Consider the following 16,180-nt stretch of genomic DNA (forward strand, 5'->3'; position numbering starts at 1 on the left):
TCGATACGCCCCTGTGCGTCGATAATGGCGCCATGAAGACCCTGCGCATCGCCACCCGAAAGAGCCCGCTTGCCCTGTGGCAGAGCGAATATGTTGCCGACCGCCTGCGCCAGGCGCATCCCGGTCTGGAGGTGGTGCTGGTGCCGATGAGCACGCGCGGCGACGAGGTGCTGGATCGTTCGCTCGCCGCGATCGGCGGCAAGGGCCTGTTCCTCAAGGAACTGGAACTGGCCATGCTGCGTGGCGAAGCGGACTGCGCCGTGCATTCGCTCAAGGATGTGCCGATGGAGCTGGATGCGCCGTTCGCGCTGCCGGCGATGCTGACCCGTCATGACGCGGCCGATGGTTTCATCTCCAATCTGTACGCCTCGCTGGACGCGCTGCCGATCGGCGCGCGGGTAGGCACCTCGTCGCTGCGCCGCCAGGCCCAGCTGCGCGCGCTGCGCCCCGACCTGGAGCTGCAGGACCTGCGCGGCAACGTCAACACGCGCCTGGCCAAGCTGGACAACGGCGGCTACGACGCGATCGTGCTGGCCGTGGCGGGGCTGGAGCGGCTCGGCCTGGGCAACCGCATCGTGGCGCGCCTGGCGGCACCGGACTGGCTGCCGGCCCCGGCACAGGGCGCGGTGACGGTGGAATGCAACGGTGAGGACGCGGAGGTGATGGGCCTGTTCGCAGCGCTGGACGATGCCGACACACGTGCCTGTGTGGAAGCCGAGCGTGCCATGAACCGTGCACTGCACGGCAGCTGCCACGTGCCGGTCGCCGGCTTTGCGCAATGGGAAGGCGAGGATCTGTTCCTGCAGGGCCTGGTCGGCGGTGTGGCCGATGGCCGCATCGTGCGCGCTGAAGCGCGTGGCCCGGCCAGTGATCCGGAGGCGCTGGGCCAGCGCGTGGCGCGTGGCCTGCTCGATGCCGGTGCCGGGGAGCTGCTCGCGGTCTGAGGCGCGTAGTGCCGGCCGCTGGCCGGCAGTCCATGCTGCACAAGGTACGCGATGAGCCGGCCAGCGGCCGGCACTGCATCGCGTGGTGGGCGCGGTGCGCCCGCGCCGATTACTTGAACTTGTAGACCACGTTCATGGTGGTCAGCGTGTCGGTCTTGCGCTTGTCATCGGCGACGTCGCTGTTGTGGCGCGCCTGCCAGCCGGCCTTCAGCGCCAGATGTTCGTTCATGCTCACCGACACGCCGAAATCGTTCTGCGCGAAGGTGTTGTACGAGCCCGATTCGACCAGCAGCGTGTTCACCAGGTCGGTGTTCGGGGTCAGCGTGTACTTGAGATCGAACAGGCCGCGGCCGATCAGGCCGGTGCGGGTCGCGTCGTCTTCGGTGTTGTGGGTGCGGCGCACACCGGGGCCGATCTGCGCATCCATGTAGAAGCGCTCGGCATCGATGATGCGGGTGCCGTAGCCCAGACCGAACGAGCTCTGGCGGTCGTAGGTGGCGAAATCGTCGCGCTCGTAACGCACCGTGGCGGTGATCTGGCGGTGTTCGCCCAGCTGCAGCGCGCTGCCGGCACTGCCGGTGTAACGGTTGGCGGTGGTGTTGCGGCGGCGGATGGTGGTGCCGTCGTCGTTGGTATCGGTGTATTCCGAGCGCGAGCGCAGGCCGAACAGATCCATGCTGTGCACCCAGTCATCGTCGGTGTAGCGCAGGCGCAGACGACCGTTGAAGCTCTCGGTATTGCTGTTGCCGCGGGCCGAGGCAAAGCCCAGTTCACCGCCACTGCCGCTCCAGGGGGAGGTCATCGCCGCCAGTTCGGCAGCGTCCTGTGCATAAACCGCCGGGGCGCAGAGCAGCAGGGGAACAAGCAACGAAACGCGCAGGGACATCAACGGTTCTCCGTGATCGGACAAGGGGGGAGGGACAACAAGGGGGGGATGATACTTGATGCGTTCAGCGTCACATTCGGCGACGGGCCCCGGCTTTAGGGCACGTTCGGCCTCGGCCCCTGTTCAGGGAATATCGATGCGCAGAGAGGCGTCGTCGAAGCGCGAATAGGTCACGGTGATCCGGAACGGCTGCCCGTTGGTTTCACCCTTGCGCTCGATCTGCACCGGCAGGCCCTGTGCATTGACCCAGTACAGCAGGCCATCCGGCGCGGCGGTTGCATGGCGCACCTCGTATTTGTGCGCGCGCTGGCCACCGGCGCGGTCTTCGCCGAGGTCGCGCACCTGCAGCTGTGCCGGCTCCAGATCGGCCGGCAATGGATTGCGCCACTGGGCCAGCATCCCTTCGGGCACCGGGATCTGGCGTACTTCGCCGGCACGCTGCAGGAAGAACGTGCCGCCAATGATGGTCTGCGGGCCATCGTCGGTGATCAGCCGATAGTGGTCCGGGGCCACGTAGTCCATCTGCGCCTCCAGGGCGCGCGGGCCCTGCATCTTCATCACCGCGTGGAAGCTGTGCAGTTGGCCGAAGCGCTGGCTGGCGGCCAGCACGGTACCGACCGGGTCGGCCGCCGGTGCGGCCGCGGCAGGCACCGCAGCCGCGGGCGTTTCACTGCGTCCGCAGCCACTGAGCAGCAGGGCGGCGGCGGACAGGGCAAGGGCGGGCAACAGGCGCATGACGGGCGGCAGCAGGCGGTGGGGGCCCCACGATAGCCGAAGATGCAGCCGAAGCCGCCACAACGACGGCGACTCGGACATAATCGGGTCATGGACCGATATGAACGCATCAACGCCCTGCATCGCCTGCTCAAGTCCGCCCGTTACCCGGTAACGGTGGCGGCCCTGCAGGAAAAACTGGAGTGTTCCCGCGCGACTGTCTACCGCGACCTGGCCTTCCTGCGCGATGCGCTGATGGCCCCGGTGGAAGGCGACGGCGAGGCGGGCTTCCGTTACCAGGCCGACGAGAGCGACCGCTTCGAGCTGCCGGGCCTGTGGCTCAGCTCGGAAGAACTGCACGCGCTGCTGGCCTCCCAGCACCTGCTCTCGCGCACGGGGGGCGGCGTGCTGTCCTCGGTGCTGGCCCCGCTGCAGCAGCGGATTGAAGGCCTGCTGGCCGCACAGGCCGGCGTCTCGACCTGGCCGGTTGACCGGGTCCGGGTGATTCCGCACCGCGGCCGCAAGTTCGATGAAGCCAGCTTCCGCGCCGTCGCCTCGGCGGTACTGGAGCGCAAGCAGCTGGCCTTCGAGTACCGGGCCCGCTCCACCGATGAGGCCACCCAGCGCACCGTGTCGCCGCAGCGCATGACCCACTACCGCGACAACTGGTACCTGGATGCGTGGGATCACGGTCGCGAAGGCCTGCGCAGTTTCGCGGTGGACCGCATCTACAAGGCACGCGTGATCGATACCACCGCGCGCGATGTGGATGAGACCGAGCTGGACGAACAGCTGGGCGCCAGCTACGGCATCTTCTCCGGGCCGCCCAAGGGCTGGGCCACCATCGTGTTCAGTGCCAAGGCCGCACGCTGGGTGGCCGATGAGCATTGGCATTCCAAGCAGCAGGGCCGCTTCCTGCCCGATGGCCGCTATGAGTTGAAACTGCCTTACAGCGTCTCGCGCGAACTGCTGATGGACGTGCTGCACTACGGCTCGGACGCGGAAATCGTGGAGCCGGTGATGCTGCGCGAACAGGCCAAGGCGCTGCTGGCACTGGCACTGACCAGTTACGAGTAAGCCGGCCGGGCCGGCATCGGCTCATGCCGTGGGGTCATATGCCCCGGATTCCGCAAGGGCCGGGGCGTGCGGTATCGTGGGGCGTTGCTGCCCTTATGGATCCCGCTGCCCCCATGAAAAAGTACCTGCTGCTCCCGTTGCTCGCCGCCTCGCTGGCCCTGGCTGCCTGCGGCAAGCCGGCCAACGATTCCAAGAAGCTGGTGGTTGCCGCCACCGCGGTGCCGCACGCCGAGATCCTCGCCGTGGTCAAGCCGATCCTGGAAAAGGAAGGCCTGACCCTGGATGTGCGCGTCTTCAATGACTACGTGCAGCCCAACGACCAGCTGGTGCAGAAGCAGGTTGACGTGAACTACTTCCAGACCGAGCCCTATCTGGACGCCTACAACCGGGACCGCAAGACCGACCTGGTCAAGGTGATCGGCGTGCATATCGAGCCCTTCGGTGCGTACTCGCGTCGTTTCAAATCGCTTGATGCGCTGCCCAACGGTGCCGACGTGGTGATCCCCAACGACCCGAGCAACAACAGCCGCGCGCTGATCCTGCTGCACAAGGCTGGCGTGATCACGCTCAAGGACCCGACCAATGCGTTGGCGACCCAGCGCGACATCATCGCCAACCCGAAGCAGCTCAAGTTCCGCGAGCTGGATTCGGCGATGCTGCCGCGCGTGCTGGACCAGGTCGATCTGGCCCTGATCAACACCAATTACGCGCTGGATGCCGGGCTCAACCCGACCCAGGATGCGCTGGCGATCGAAAGCAAGGATTCGCCGTACGTGAACTTCCTCGTCGCCCGCCCGGACAACAAGGACGATGCCCGCGTGCAGCAGCTGGCCAAGGCCCTGACCGGCCCGGAAGTGAAGGCTTTCATCGCCGAGAAGTACAAGGGTGCGGTCCTCCCGGCATTCTGACCGGCACCCACGGTAGAACCACGCCATGCGTGGCTGGCCGCACCCGCGCGGCAATGATCGCCGACGCGGGCCTCACCCCACGCGGAAGCCCATCGTCGCCTCCACCGCCTGCTGCCAGCCGCTGTACAGCGCCTCGCGCTGATCCACCGGCATCTGCGGGGTGAAGCGGCGGTCCACCGCCCATTGCTCGGCGATCTCCGCCCGGCTGCGCCAGAACCCGGTGGCCAGCCCGGCCAGATAGGCCGCGCCCAGCGCGGTGGTTTCGGCCACCTGCGGGCGCAGCACCGGCACGCCCAGGATGTCGCTCTGGAACTGCGCCATGAAGTCATTGGCGATCGCACCGCCATCGGCGCGCAGTTCCTTCAGCTCGATCCCCGCATCGGCCTGCATCGCCGCCAGCACGTCGCGGGTCTGGTACGCCATCGATTCCACCGCCGCGCGGATGAAGTGCTCCTTGGTGGTGCCGCGGGTCAGCCCGAACATCGCGCCGCGCACATCGCTGCGCCAGTACGGCGCCCCAAGCCCCACGAACGCGGGTACCAGGTACACGCCGCCATTGTCCGCGGCACGCTCGGCATAGGCCTGGCAATCGCTGGATTTGCCGAACATCCGCAGCCCGTCGCGCAGCCATTGCACCACCGAGCCGGCGACGAAGATCGAGCCCTCCAGTGCGTACTCCACACGTCCATCAATGCCCCACGCGATGGTGGTCAGCAGGCCGTTCTCGGATACCACTGCCTTCTCGCCGGTGTTCATCAGCATGAAACAGCCGGTGCCGTAGGTGTTCTTGGCCATGCCCGGCTCGAAGCAGGCCTGGCCGAACAGCGCGGCCTGCTGGTCGCCGGCGATGCCGGCAATGGGCAGGTGCTGGTCGAAGAAGAACTGCGCCTGGGTGGTGGCATACACCTCGCTGGAACTGCGCACCTGCGGCAGCATCGCGCGCGGGATGTTGAACAGCGCCAGCAGTTCATCGTCCCACTGCAGCGCATGGATATCGAACAGCAGCGTGCGCGCGGCATTGGTGACATCGGTGACGTGCGCCTGGCCGCCACTGAGGTTCCAGATCAACCAGCTGTCGATGGTGCCGAACAGCAGCTCGCCGCGTTCAGCACGTGCCTGTGCGCAATCGACGTGATCGAGGATCCAGCGGATCTTGGTCGCGGAAAAATAGGCATCGATCAACAGCCCCGTCTTGCGCCGGATCAGCGGCTCGTGGCCATCGGCCTTGAGCTGTTCGCAGATCGCATGGCTCTGCCGCGACTGCCACACCACGGCGTTGTGGATCGGCTGCCCGGTAGCCTTGTCCCAGACCACCGTGGTCTCGCGCTGGTTGGTGATGCCGATGCCGGCGATCGTGCGCGGGTCCACCTGGTAGCGGTTCAACAGCTCGGTGATCGTGGTGTAGACACTGGTCAGGATCTCGCGCGGGTCATGCTCCACCCAGCCCGGCTGCGGGAAGATCTGGGTGAACTCGCGTTGCGCGCTGCCGGCGATGCGCCCGGCATGATCGAACAGGATGGCGCGCGAACTGGTCGTGCCCTGGTCGATGGCGAGCACGTAGTGCTTGTCCATGGTCTGCTCCGTGGAAATCGATGCCGTGAGGCGTGACAGGCGTACAGCCTACGGCATCGAAACACGCGCCTGCAGGCTGGCGGCCAGCGCTTCTCGCTGTGCCGCGCCCACGCGCAAGCCCAGGTGGCTTCGGCGCCACAGCACGTCGTCAGCGGTGCGGGCCCATTCGTGCGCGATGAGGTAGTCCAGTTCGCGGTCGTAGAGGCCGCCGCCGTGGTCCTGGCCCAGCGCGTCGAGTGTCTGTGCGCCGGCGAGCAGCCCGACCGCACGGGTGCCGTAGCTGCGGGCCAGGCGCTGCAGCAGGGCAGGGGGCAGGCGAGGGTGGTCACGCTGCAGCGCTTCGGCCACCTCTATGGCGGTGCCGCCATCGCCCCCCGGCAACGGTGGCCCACCGGCAGTCCACGCCGCGCCCATCTCCGGCAGCGCGGGTGCGAGCCGCCCCAGCGCGTCCTCGGCCAGTGCGCGGTAGGTGGTCAGCTTGCCGCCCAGCACGCTCAGCAGCGGCGCGCCGGCCGTATCCACCGCCAGCCGGTAGTCGCGCGTGACCCGCGATGCATCGCGGTGATGATCGGCCAACAGGGGGCGCACCCCGCTGTAGCGCCAGACGATGTCCTCGGCGCGCACCGGAACGCGCACGAACCGGTTCACCGCCTCGAGCAGATAGGCCTGTTCGTCGGCGCGGGGCTGCACCTGCGCCGGGTCGCCGTCGTAGTCGGTATCGGTGGTGCCGATCAGGGTGAAGTCCTGTTCGAACGGAATCGCGAACACCACCCGCTGGTCGGGTTGCTGGAACAGGTACGCACTGTCATGGGCGAACAGGCGCGGCACCACCAGGTGGCTGCCCTGCACCAGCCGCACTCCCAACGGGGCATCGAGTCCGGCCCGTTCCAGCACAGTGCCGGCCCACGGCCCACTGGCATTGACCACGCAGCGCGCGCGGAGGCGCTGCACGTCGCCGTTGGCGGTGCGCAGTACGGCCCACCAGTGATCGTGGTGGCGGATCAATTGTTCGCAGCGGGTGCGTGTGCGGATGTCGGCGCCGCGCTCATGCGCATCGAGCGCGTTGAGCACCACCAGCCGGGCATCGTTGACGCGTGCATCGGCGTAGGTGAAGCCGGTCCGGTAGGCGGGCTGCAATGCAGCGCCGCTCGGATCGCGCTGCAGGTCGATGCGCTGCGAGCGCGGAAAATGGGGAGTGGCATGGCCAAGGTGGTCGTAGAGCCACAGGCCCGTGCGCAGCATCCACGCCGGGCGCAGATGGCGCGCATGCGGCAGCACGAAGCGGGTCGGGGCGATCAGATGCGGCGCAAGCTGGCGCAGCGTTTCGCGTTCGTTGAGCGCCTTGCGTACCAGCGCGAACTCGCCCTGCTGCAGGTAGCGCAGGCCGCCATGGATCAGCTTGGTGCTGGCGCTGGAAGTGTGCGCGGCCAAGTCATCCTGCTCGCACAGGCAGACCGACAGGCCGCGTCCTGCTGCGTCGCGGGCGATGCCGGCGCCGTTGATGCCCCCGCCCACCACCAGCACGTCGAAGGATTCGCTCATCGGCTCCCCGGGGCGGACCGGTCCGGTCCATCGTCACCCCAGTGTCGGCCACCGGCCGGCAACGCCCGATGAAAGTTTCAGGCCCCACGTTGCAGGCCCCACAACGACAACGGGCCCGCGAGGGGCCCGTTGTACGTATTGCGTGGAAGTGGAACGGCGTGCTTAGAAGCGCGCGCCGATGCCGAAGCCCACGGTCCACGGATCCAGCTTGGCCTTGTCGCCGGTGCCTTCACCGTTGACGGTCAGCTCCGGGCGCGAATGCATGTAGCGGGCATCGGCACGGGCGAACCAGGTGCTGTTGATGTTCATGTCCACGCCGACGGTGCCGATCGCGCCCTTGGCGGTCTTGACGCCGATATGGCCGATGTCGCTGGCGAGGTCTTCATTGCTGAAGTTGGACTCGTAGTAACCGGCGCCCACGAACGGACGGAACACGTTGTCGGCCTGGCCGAAGTGGTACTGGCCGCTCAGCGCGATCGGCTGCTGCTCGACGGTGCCCAGGCGGGCGCCATCGGTGCCGCGCACGCGGTGATCGAACTTGTCGGCTGCGCCCCACAGTTCCACGGCCCAGTTGTCGTTGATGTAGTAGCTGAAGCTCAGGGTCGGGGCCGGGCCGCCGTCCACCTTGCGCACGCCATCGAGCGGATCGTTCTTGGGCTGCAGCAGCGACACGCCGCCGACCACGGCGAAGTGCTTGCCAGAAGCGGTATCAACAGTGCTGTCCTGCGCGAAAGCAGCCGGCGCAAAAGCAAGAGCAGTCAGGGTAGCCAGGGTCAGGGTACGGATGGAGCGCATGGGGGAATCTCCTCAGGATGTTTTTGTTCTGGGCCCCGGTGTTGTGGGGCGAGGCAACCGTAGTCCCCGCAATATGAATCGCATCCGACGCACGTTAAAATTTAGTTGTTTCCATTCAGCGATCAGTGCGAAACCGCTGCATTTACGGGCGATGATGCGATGCCTGACATTCATTCATCTGGTGATGGTGTGATGGAAACCACAACGTGCATCGGCTTCCCTGCGCAGCTGGACGTCGACTGCCGCGTGCTGGTACTCGGTTCGATGCCGGGTGTCGCATCGCTGCAGGCAGGGCAGTACTACGCCCATCCGCGCAATCGTTTCTGGCCGCTGATGGGCGTGCTGTGCGGGATCGACGCGGCGCTTCCTTATCCGGATCGCGTGCGCGCATTGAACGCGCGCGGTGTGGGCGTGTGGGATGTGATCGGGCAGTGCGAGCGACGCGGCAGCCTGGATGCGTCGATCGTGCGCGGCAGTGAAGTGCCCAATGCGCTTGGGGTACTGATCGACGGATGGCCTGCACTGCGCGCGATCGCCTGCAATGGCGGCACCGCGTACCGGGCGTTCCAGCGTTTCATCGTGCCGGCGCTGCTTGATGCGGCGCACGAGGTGCCGGTCTGGTCGCTGCCCTCCACCAGCCCGGCGAACGCGGCGTGGCCGTTGCCTCGGCTGGTGGAGGCATGGCAGCCGCTGGCCGATGCCATCCGGCGCTGAGGCGGGGACAGCGCCGGACAATACGGTACCGACTGGAAAATTCCACTTTGCACTGTGCCAAGCCCAATCCGGCCAAAGCAGATGCCTGCAACAGCCTGTCCCGGGACAGCGGCGCTGAAAATTCGCCAAGCTGGTTGGCGCTGGCGCGCGAAGCCCCCACAATAGGCGATTCCCTACACCAGATTGCCGGAGTTTTCCCCATGGCCGAAATCAAGGAAGCACTTGTCCCCGATATCGGTGACTACAGCGATATCCCGGTAATCGAGGTGCTGGTCGCCGTTGGAGATACCGTCAAGAAAGACCAGGGTCTGGTGACGCTGGAATCGGACAAGGCCACGATGGAAGTGCCGTCCTCGGTGGCCGGTATCGTCAAGGAAATCAAGGTCAAGATCGGCGACAACCTCTCCGAGGGCAAGCTTGTGGCCCTGATCGAAGTCAGCGAAGCCGCCGCTGCGCCGGCCGCTGCTGCTGCCCCGGCCCCCGCTGCCAAGGCCGAAGCCGCCGAGACCGCGACCAAGGTCGAGCCGGTCGCCACCCAGGCCGAGCCGGACAAGCTGGCCGCCCGTGATATCGAGCAGTCCGCTGCCAAGCCGACCCAGCCGGCCCCGGCCGCCGCTGCCCCGTCGGGTGGCTCGCCGACCAGCCCGCCGGTGGCCTTCAACGCCGACAGCGTGCTGCCGCAGAAGGTGCCCTACGCTTCGCCGGCCGTGCGCGTGTTCGCCCGCGAGCTGGGCGTGGACCTGAACCAGCTGAGCGGCACCGAGAAGGGGGGCCGCATCACCAAGTCCGACGTGCAGAAGTTCGTCAAGTCGGCCCTGGCCGGCGGCGGCGCTGCCACCGGCGGTACTGTGGCGGCCGGTGGCGGTCTGAACCTGCTGCCCTGGCCGAAGGTCGACTTCAGCAAGTTCGGTGAGGTCGAGGTCCAGCCGCTGTCCCGGATCAAGAAGATCTCGGGTGCGAACCTGGCCCGCAACTGGGCGATGATTCCGCATGTCACCCAGTTCGAGCAGGCCGACATCACCGAGCTGGAAGCCCTGCGCGTGGCGCTGAACAAGGAAAACGAAAAGGCCGGCATCAAGCTGACCATGCTCGCCTTCCTGGTCAAGGCCAGCGCCGCGGCGCTGAAGAAGTTCCCGGAGTTCAACGCTTCGCTGGATGCCAGCGGCGAGAACCTGACCCTGAAGAAGTACTTCAACATCGGCTTCGCGGCCGATACGCCGAGCGGCCTGGTCGTGCCGGTGATCCGCGACGTCGACAAGAAGGGTGTGGTGCAGATCGCGCAGGAGTCCGGCGAACTGGCCAAGAAGGCCCGCGACGGCAAGCTCGGCCCGGCCGACATGAGCGGTGGCTGCTTCTCGATCAGCTCGCTGGGCGGCATCGGTGGCACGGCGTTCACCCCGATCGTCAATGCACCGGAAGTGGCCATCCTGGGCGTGTCCAAGTCGTCGATCCAGCCGGTCTGGAATGGCAAGGAGTTCGCCCCGAAGCTGATGCTGCCGTTGTCGCTGAGCTATGACCACCGCGTCATCGACGGCGCGCTGGCCGCCCGCTTCACCACCTACCTCTCGCAGGTGTTGGCCGACATGCGGCGCGTCCTGCTGTGAAGCAGGGCCTGGTCCTGGCCGGGCTGCTGATGGCGCTGCCGATGGCGCAGGCGGGCGCGCGCGAATGCGCGTCCGACCTGGGCCATGGCTGGCCACCGGCGGTCGGCAACTATGGCCAGGCGGTGGAAACCCTGTTCGATGGCACGGTGCAGCCTGCGCTGTCACTGGTGAGCCTGCCCAAGAGTGGCGTGGAGACCGGCGTCGCCTTGCTGCCCGGCTCCCAGGACCAGGCATGGACCCTGCGCTACAGCCGGGCCGACAAGCGCGTCTACACCTGGAACAGCGGCGCCCGCCAGGGCGGTGTGGAACTGCGTGTGGACCAGGCCCCGGACCAGTACCAGGTCACCATCCCGGCGCCGTTGGCGCAGCGGTTGCTGCACAGCTGGCAGGCCGCGCTGGCCGCGCAGGTGCCCGGCGACCGCAAGGCGCCGGTGCTGGACGGTGACGTGCTGTCCTTCACCGTGGATGGCCAGCGTTACAGCGGCACCCGGCCGGCGTGCGGCGCGGGCCGGCTGATGATGAAACAGGTGGCGCTGCTGATCGAAGCCAGCGACACCAAGGAAAAGAAGCTCGACCGTCGCTGGAAAGATCTGGACGAGTCGCTCGACGAACTGCAGCAACTGCTCGGCGGCAAGGCCGGCTGAGCACCAGGAGAACACGAATGGCCGCAATTGAAATCAAGGTTCCCGACATCGGCGATTACAGCGGTGTCCCGGTGATCGAACTGCTGGTCGCCGTGGGTGACACGGTGAAGAAGGACCAGGGTCTGGTCACGCTGGAATCGGACAAGGCAACGCTGGAAGTGCCGTCCTCGGCCGCCGGTGTGGTCAAGGAAATCAAGGTCAAGCTCGGCGACAACCTCTCCGAAGGCGACGTCGTGCTGCTGCTGGACGCCGAAGGCGAGGCCGCCGCGCCTGCCGCGCCGGCCAAGGCGGAAGCGCCGAAGGCCGAGGCCGCTCCGGCCAGCAAGCCCCCGGTGACCCCGTCGCACCGCGCCCCGGCCGAACCGGCCGCGCCGCAGCCGGCGCTGTCGTCGGGCAAGCCGGCCGATATCGAGTGCAAGATGGTGGTGCTGGGCGCAGGCCCGGGCGGTTACACCGCTGCCTTCCGTTCGGCCGACCTGGGCGTGGACACCGTGCTGGTCGAGCGTTACGCCAGCCTCGGCGGCGTCTGCCTCAACGTGGGCTGCATCCCGTCCAAGGCGCTGCTGCACGCCGCCGCGGTGATCGATGAAGTCGCCCACGCCGGTGATTTCGGCGTGGAGTTCGGCAAGCCGACCATCACCCTGGACAAGCTGCGCGGCTACAAGGAAAAGGTGGTCACCCAGCTGACCAAGGGCCTGGCCGGCATGGCCAAGCAGCGCAAGGTGCGCACCGTGCAGGGCCTGGCCAGGTTCGTCTCGGCCAATGAGCTGGAGATCGTCGGCGACGACGGCAAGACCCAGCTGCTGCGCTTCGAGCAGTGCATCATCGCGGCCGGTTCGCAGGCGGTGAAGCTGCCGAACTTCCCGTGGGACGACACGCGCGTCATGGATTCCACCGATGCGCTGGAACTGGCCGACGTGCCGGGGTCGCTGCTGGTGGTCGGTGGCGGCATCATCGGCCTGGAAATGGCGACGGTGTATGCGGCGCTGGGCAGCAAGGTGACCGTGGTCGAGTTCATGGAGCAGCTGATGCCGGGCGCTGACAAGGACCTGGTCAAGCCGCTGGCCGATCGCCTGAAGAAGCAGGGCGTCGAGGTCCACCTGAAGACCAAGGCGACCGACGTCAAGGCCGACAAGGCCGGCATCACCGTGTCCTTCGAAGCGGCCGTGGAAGGCGAAAAGCCGGGTCTGGATGCGACCACCTTCGACCGCGTGCTGGTCGCGGTGGGCCGCTCGCCGAACGGCAAGAAGATCGATGCCGAGAAGGCTGGCGTGCAGGTCACCGACCGTGGCTTCATCCCGGCCGACCGCCAGATGCGCACCAATGTGCCGCACATCTTTGCGATCGGCGACATCGTCGGCAACCCGATGCTGGCCCACAAGGCCACGCACGAGGGCAAGCTGGCCGCGGAAGTGGCCGCCGGCGAAAAGAAGGAGTGGGTGGCGCGCGTGATTCCGTCGGTGGCTTACACCAATCCGGAAATCGCGTGGGTCGGCGTGACCGAAACCGAAGCCAAGGCCAAGGGCCTGAAGGTCGGCGTGGCCAAGTTCCCGTGGGCCGCCAGCGGCCGCGCGATCGGCATCGGTCGTACCGAGGGCTTCACCAAGCTGATCTTCGACGAAGAGACCCACCGCATCATCGGTGGTGCGATCGTCGGCGTGCACGCGGGTGATCTGCTGGCCGAGATCGGCCTGGCGATCGAGATGGGTGCGGAGGCCGAAGACATCGGCCACACCATCCACGCCCATCCGACGCTGAGCGAATCGGTGGCGATGGCCGCGGAAATCTACGACGGCACGATCACCGATCTGTACATGCCGAAGAAGAAATAATCGGTCGATCACCGCCCTGGGTGGTGGCTCCGGTTCAACGAAAAACCCCGGTGAACGCCGGGGTTTTTCGTTGCTGACCTCCCGGCGGCCACCGGAGGTCTGTCAAGGCGGGCACGGATACCCTGTGGGGCGAAATCAAGGAGGAGGTGGCGGCCACAGGCCGTCGCCGGGGGACATTCGCACGACAGGGTGTCCGTGCCCGACCCCCAAACAACCCGCAGTTGCTCCCCAAAACAAAGCGCACAAAAAAAACGCGGCCCCCGATATTTCGGAGGCCGCGCTTGGAGAGAGGTAGTGCGAAGGGCTTAGAAGACGAAGCTGACGCCAGCCACCGGACCCTTGAACTCCTGCTTCAGACCGATCGTGCCATCGCTGCCGCTCTGGTCCACGTCCAGCTTGAACCAGTCGTAGCCGGCGAACACGCCGAAGTTCTTGGTGAAGCGGTAATCGACGATCGCATTGGCGCGGCTCAGGTCGCCGTCGTAATCGTCGAAGTTGCCCCACTTGGTGTTCAGGTACTGGCCCTGGAAGGTGATCATCCACTTCTCGGACGGCGTGAAGCTCAGGCGTGCACCGACCACCGGCGCCACACCGTCGGCCTTCTCGTCCAGGAACTCGCCCTGGTACAGGTCGCCGACATCGGCGTAGGCCTTGGTGCTGACCTTGGCGTACTCGGCACCCAGCTGCAGGCCGAGGTCGAACTTCTCGGTGTCCACCACCGAGTAGTCATACACCAGGCTGGCGACCTGGTACTTCAGCTCACCCTTGATGAAGCTGCCGGCCGGCACAGTGGTATCGCCGAAGCTGACACCCTGATCGAGGGTCTCGCGGCGATCCTTGTCGTACTTGAAGTAGTTGAACAGCAGGCGCTGGCGGTTGCTGATACGGAACATGCCGTCAATGCGCGGCTCCCATTCCTTGCCACCGAGGCCGAAATCTTCGGAGAAGCCAACGTCCTGACCCGCGATGTTGGTGTTGCCACGGATCGTGTTGTCCGAATCGATCTGCATCGCACCCAGGCGCAGGGCGAAGCGGTCATCGCCTTCGGCGGCGTGGGACGGAGCGGCGTAGGAGAGTGCGGCCAGAGCGACTGGCACGGCAAGCAGGGAGAGCATCGGGCGCATCGGGGGTCCTTGCGGTGGTTCTAGTGATGTGCCGTCACATTGCCCACTGCGACGTCCACCATTCGTGAAGGTATGGTGGACGCAGTGTGTACCGTTCATGCAGACAGAGGGCACACAGGTCTGCCCCGTGGCCGTTTTCGGGTGGAATCACCGTTAACGACCGGCCGCGCGGGGCCTGGTTCTGGATCAACAGGCAGCACCGCAAAAAGAGGGTGGCCCCGGAGAGGGCTTCGGGGCCACCCTGTACTGGCCTGCGCGCGGGACGCCGACGAGGATTCAACGGCAGGCTGATGGGTCTGACCCGGGTGTGCGACCAAAGTTCAACATGCTGCACTGCCGCATCGGGCACCTCTTTGCGCAGTGGGATTGGCCCGAGGGTGGAACAGGTTTCCACAAGCCCCCAACGGCGGGCTTACATCCGGGATGAACAGGCAGCGGTTGTCTCTCAAATTGTCCCATTGCTATAATTTGGCGGCTCGACGAGGCGCTGGCTTGCGGCCTCGGCCTTTCCTACTCACAACCATGCAGGACATTCACGTGCTGAACTCCGTTGACGCGGGTCGGCGACTGATGCTGCGCGCAGCGGTTTACCCGCTGGCTGCAGTGGCTGTCCTGGCTCTTGCCCTGCTGCTGTGGGGAGGCCCGAAGGCCGCTCTGGGGGCGCTGCTCTCCGGTGTGGCGGTTTCTGCAGCCGGCTGGGTCGCCGCGCGGATGGCGCTGGGCGGCGGGGTGCAGGCGGCAGGTTCGGCGATGACCCGCCTGATCCTGGCGGTGGTGGCAAAGTGGGTGCTCGTATTCGGCGTCCTGATGGTGGGGTTCCTGGTCTTCAAGCTGCCTGCATTGGCGCTGCTGGCCGGTATCGCCGTCGGGTTGATGTTCCAGGTCCTGGCTCTGGCCAGGCGCTGATCCAATTTATTTAACTCAAGGTTCCGGACACATGGCAGGCGAGGCGCTAACTCCCACCTCCTACATCCAACATCACCTGCAGAATCTTGTGGTGATGCGTGACAGCCCGTGGGCGTTGCATCTGGATACTATCGCCACGTCGGTCCTGATGGGCCTGATCATGGTGTTCGCCTTCTGGATGGCCACGCGCAAAGCGACCGCAGGCGTCCCGGGCAAGTGGCAGGCGTTCGTCGAGATCTGCCTGGAGTTCGTTGACCGCCAGGCCAAGGACACCTACCACGGCACCAGCAAGCTGGTGACCCCGATCGCGATCACCATCTTCTTCTGGATCCTCTTGATGAACCTCATCAAGATGATTCCTGCGGATTTCATCGGCTACCCGATGAATGCCTTCACCCAGTGGGTGGCCGGCATGATGGGCGCCGCCCATCCGCATGATTACGCGTTCTGGAAGCCGGTTCCCACCGCCGACGTCAATGCCACCCTGGGCATGTCGATCAGCGTGTTCTTCCTGATGCTGTTCTTCGCGCTGCGCTCCAAGGGCCTGGGTGGCTTCACCAAGGAATTCCTGACCGCGCCGTTCGGCAAGTGGATGCTCCCGTTCAACCTGATCCTCAACATCGTCGAGTGGCTGAGCAAGCCGATTTCGCTGGCGATGCGACTGTTCGGCAACATGTTCGGCGGTGAGATCGTCTTCCTGCTGATCTGGGTGCTGGGCGGTGCGGGTATCGCCGGTGCCATCGCAGGCGGTGCATTCGGCCTGGGCTGGATGCTGTTCCACCTGCTGGTGATTCCGCTGCAGGCGTTCATCTTCATGATGTTGTCCATCGTGTACCTGAGCCTGTCGGAAGACGCTCACTGAGTTTCGCTTCACCCTTCATCCGTTTGTTTCTAAACCCTTAGTTATCCAAAGTTCCA

Annotated in this window: 15 protein-coding genes; 9 read left to right on the forward strand and 6 right to left on the reverse strand. The window is 66.1% G+C overall.

Translation table 11 applies throughout. From position 1 onward, the window contains the following. The first annotated feature begins 32 nt into the window (after positions 1–32). Entirely contained in the window at positions 33–944 is a 912-nt protein-coding gene (gene hemC, locus AC1DIQ_RS11370; RefSeq protein WP_121040110.1) for a hydroxymethylbilane synthase, read from the forward strand. Positions 945–1,053: 109 nt separating this feature from the next. On the opposite strand, the gene AC1DIQ_RS11375 is transcribed toward hemC, so the two are convergent. Both AC1DIQ_RS11375 and AC1DIQ_RS11380 read right to left on the reverse strand, forming a co-directional pair. Beyond that, positions 1,054–1,830, reverse strand: a complete 777-nt coding sequence (locus AC1DIQ_RS11375; RefSeq protein WP_121040108.1) for a DUF481 domain-containing protein — start codon at positions 1,828–1,830, stop codon at positions 1,054–1,056. A gap of 123 nt (positions 1,831–1,953) precedes the next feature. After that, on the reverse strand, positions 1,954–2,565 hold the full coding sequence (locus AC1DIQ_RS11380) for a hypothetical protein (RefSeq protein WP_478050058.1): 612 nt from the start codon (positions 2,563–2,565) through the stop codon (positions 1,954–1,956). A gap of 90 nt (positions 2,566–2,655) precedes the next feature. On the opposite strand from AC1DIQ_RS11380, the gene AC1DIQ_RS11385 reads away from it, so the two are divergent. Both AC1DIQ_RS11385 and AC1DIQ_RS11390 read left to right on the forward strand, forming a co-directional pair. Further along, a complete protein-coding gene (locus AC1DIQ_RS11385; RefSeq protein ID WP_121040104.1) occupies positions 2,656–3,621 on the forward strand; it encodes a helix-turn-helix transcriptional regulator in 966 nt (321 codons plus the stop codon). A 113-nt stretch (positions 3,622–3,734) separates the two neighbouring features. Continuing rightward, positions 3,735–4,529, forward strand: coding sequence for a MetQ/NlpA family ABC transporter substrate-binding protein (locus tag AC1DIQ_RS11390; protein ID WP_121040102.1), 795 nt, complete (start codon positions 3,735–3,737; stop codon positions 4,527–4,529). Between the two features lie 72 nt (positions 4,530–4,601). Here the strand turns inward: AC1DIQ_RS11390 and glpK are convergent, their stop codons facing one another. The 3 genes from glpK to AC1DIQ_RS11405 all read right to left on the reverse strand — a co-directional run bounded on the left by glpK (position 4,602) and on the right by AC1DIQ_RS11405 (position 8,438). Beyond that, positions 4,602–6,101, reverse strand: a complete 1,500-nt coding sequence (gene glpK / locus AC1DIQ_RS11395; protein ID WP_152151079.1) for a glycerol kinase GlpK — start codon at positions 6,099–6,101, stop codon at positions 4,602–4,604. A 48-nt stretch (positions 6,102–6,149) separates the two neighbouring features. After that, on the reverse strand, positions 6,150–7,643 hold the full coding sequence (glpD, locus tag AC1DIQ_RS11400; RefSeq protein ID WP_152151081.1) for a glycerol-3-phosphate dehydrogenase: 1,494 nt from the start codon (positions 7,641–7,643) through the stop codon (positions 6,150–6,152). A gap of 162 nt (positions 7,644–7,805) precedes the next feature. After that, the gene (locus AC1DIQ_RS11405) at positions 7,806–8,438 is read right to left on the reverse strand and encodes an OmpW/AlkL family protein (RefSeq protein ID WP_019183623.1); all 633 of its coding nucleotides are present in this window, start codon (positions 8,436–8,438) and stop codon (positions 7,806–7,808) included. 192 nt (positions 8,439–8,630) lie between these two features. Here AC1DIQ_RS11405 and AC1DIQ_RS11410 point away from each other — a divergent pair, with 192 nt between their 5' ends. The 4 genes from AC1DIQ_RS11410 to lpdA all read left to right on the forward strand — a co-directional run bounded on the left by AC1DIQ_RS11410 (position 8,631) and on the right by lpdA (position 13,232). Continuing rightward, positions 8,631–9,152: a DNA-deoxyinosine glycosylase gene (locus tag AC1DIQ_RS11410; RefSeq protein WP_282262876.1), complete on the forward strand. Its 522-nt coding sequence runs from the start codon at positions 8,631–8,633 to the stop codon at positions 9,150–9,152. A gap of 200 nt (positions 9,153–9,352) precedes the next feature. Further along, on the forward strand, positions 9,353–10,756 hold the full coding sequence (gene aceF / locus AC1DIQ_RS11415; RefSeq protein WP_121040090.1) for a dihydrolipoyllysine-residue acetyltransferase: 1,404 nt from the start codon (positions 9,353–9,355) through the stop codon (positions 10,754–10,756). Continuing rightward, positions 10,753–11,400, forward strand: coding sequence for a hypothetical protein (locus AC1DIQ_RS11420; RefSeq protein ID WP_478050059.1), 648 nt, complete (start codon positions 10,753–10,755; stop codon positions 11,398–11,400). Before aceF ends, AC1DIQ_RS11420 begins: the two co-directional genes overlap by 4 nt. A 17-nt stretch (positions 11,401–11,417) precedes the next feature. Beyond that, positions 11,418–13,232, forward strand: a complete 1,815-nt coding sequence (gene lpdA / locus AC1DIQ_RS11425; RefSeq protein WP_478050060.1) for a dihydrolipoyl dehydrogenase — start codon at positions 11,418–11,420, stop codon at positions 13,230–13,232. A gap of 305 nt (positions 13,233–13,537) precedes the next feature. Here the strand turns inward: lpdA and AC1DIQ_RS11430 are convergent, their stop codons facing one another. Beyond that, positions 13,538–14,356 carry a TonB-dependent receptor gene (locus tag AC1DIQ_RS11430; protein WP_121040084.1) on the reverse strand — a complete coding sequence of 273 codons (819 nt, stop codon included), beginning with the start codon at positions 14,354–14,356 and terminating at the stop codon, positions 13,538–13,540. Between the two features lie 537 nt (positions 14,357–14,893). Between AC1DIQ_RS11430 and AC1DIQ_RS11435 the strand changes: the two genes are divergently transcribed. Together AC1DIQ_RS11435 and atpB are read left to right on the forward strand one after the other, a co-directional pair. Then, a complete protein-coding gene (locus tag AC1DIQ_RS11435; protein ID WP_172407534.1) occupies positions 14,894–15,262 on the forward strand; it encodes a hypothetical protein in 369 nt (122 codons plus the stop codon). A 31-nt stretch (positions 15,263–15,293) separates the two neighbouring features. Then, positions 15,294–16,124 (forward strand): F0F1 ATP synthase subunit A, encoded by an 831-nt coding sequence (atpB, locus tag AC1DIQ_RS11440; RefSeq protein ID WP_282262884.1) that lies wholly within the window; start codon positions 15,294–15,296, stop codon positions 16,122–16,124. Positions 16,125–16,180: the final 56 nt, after the last annotated feature.

It is taken from the genome of Stenotrophomonas sp. 05L413, assembly GCF_056397945.1.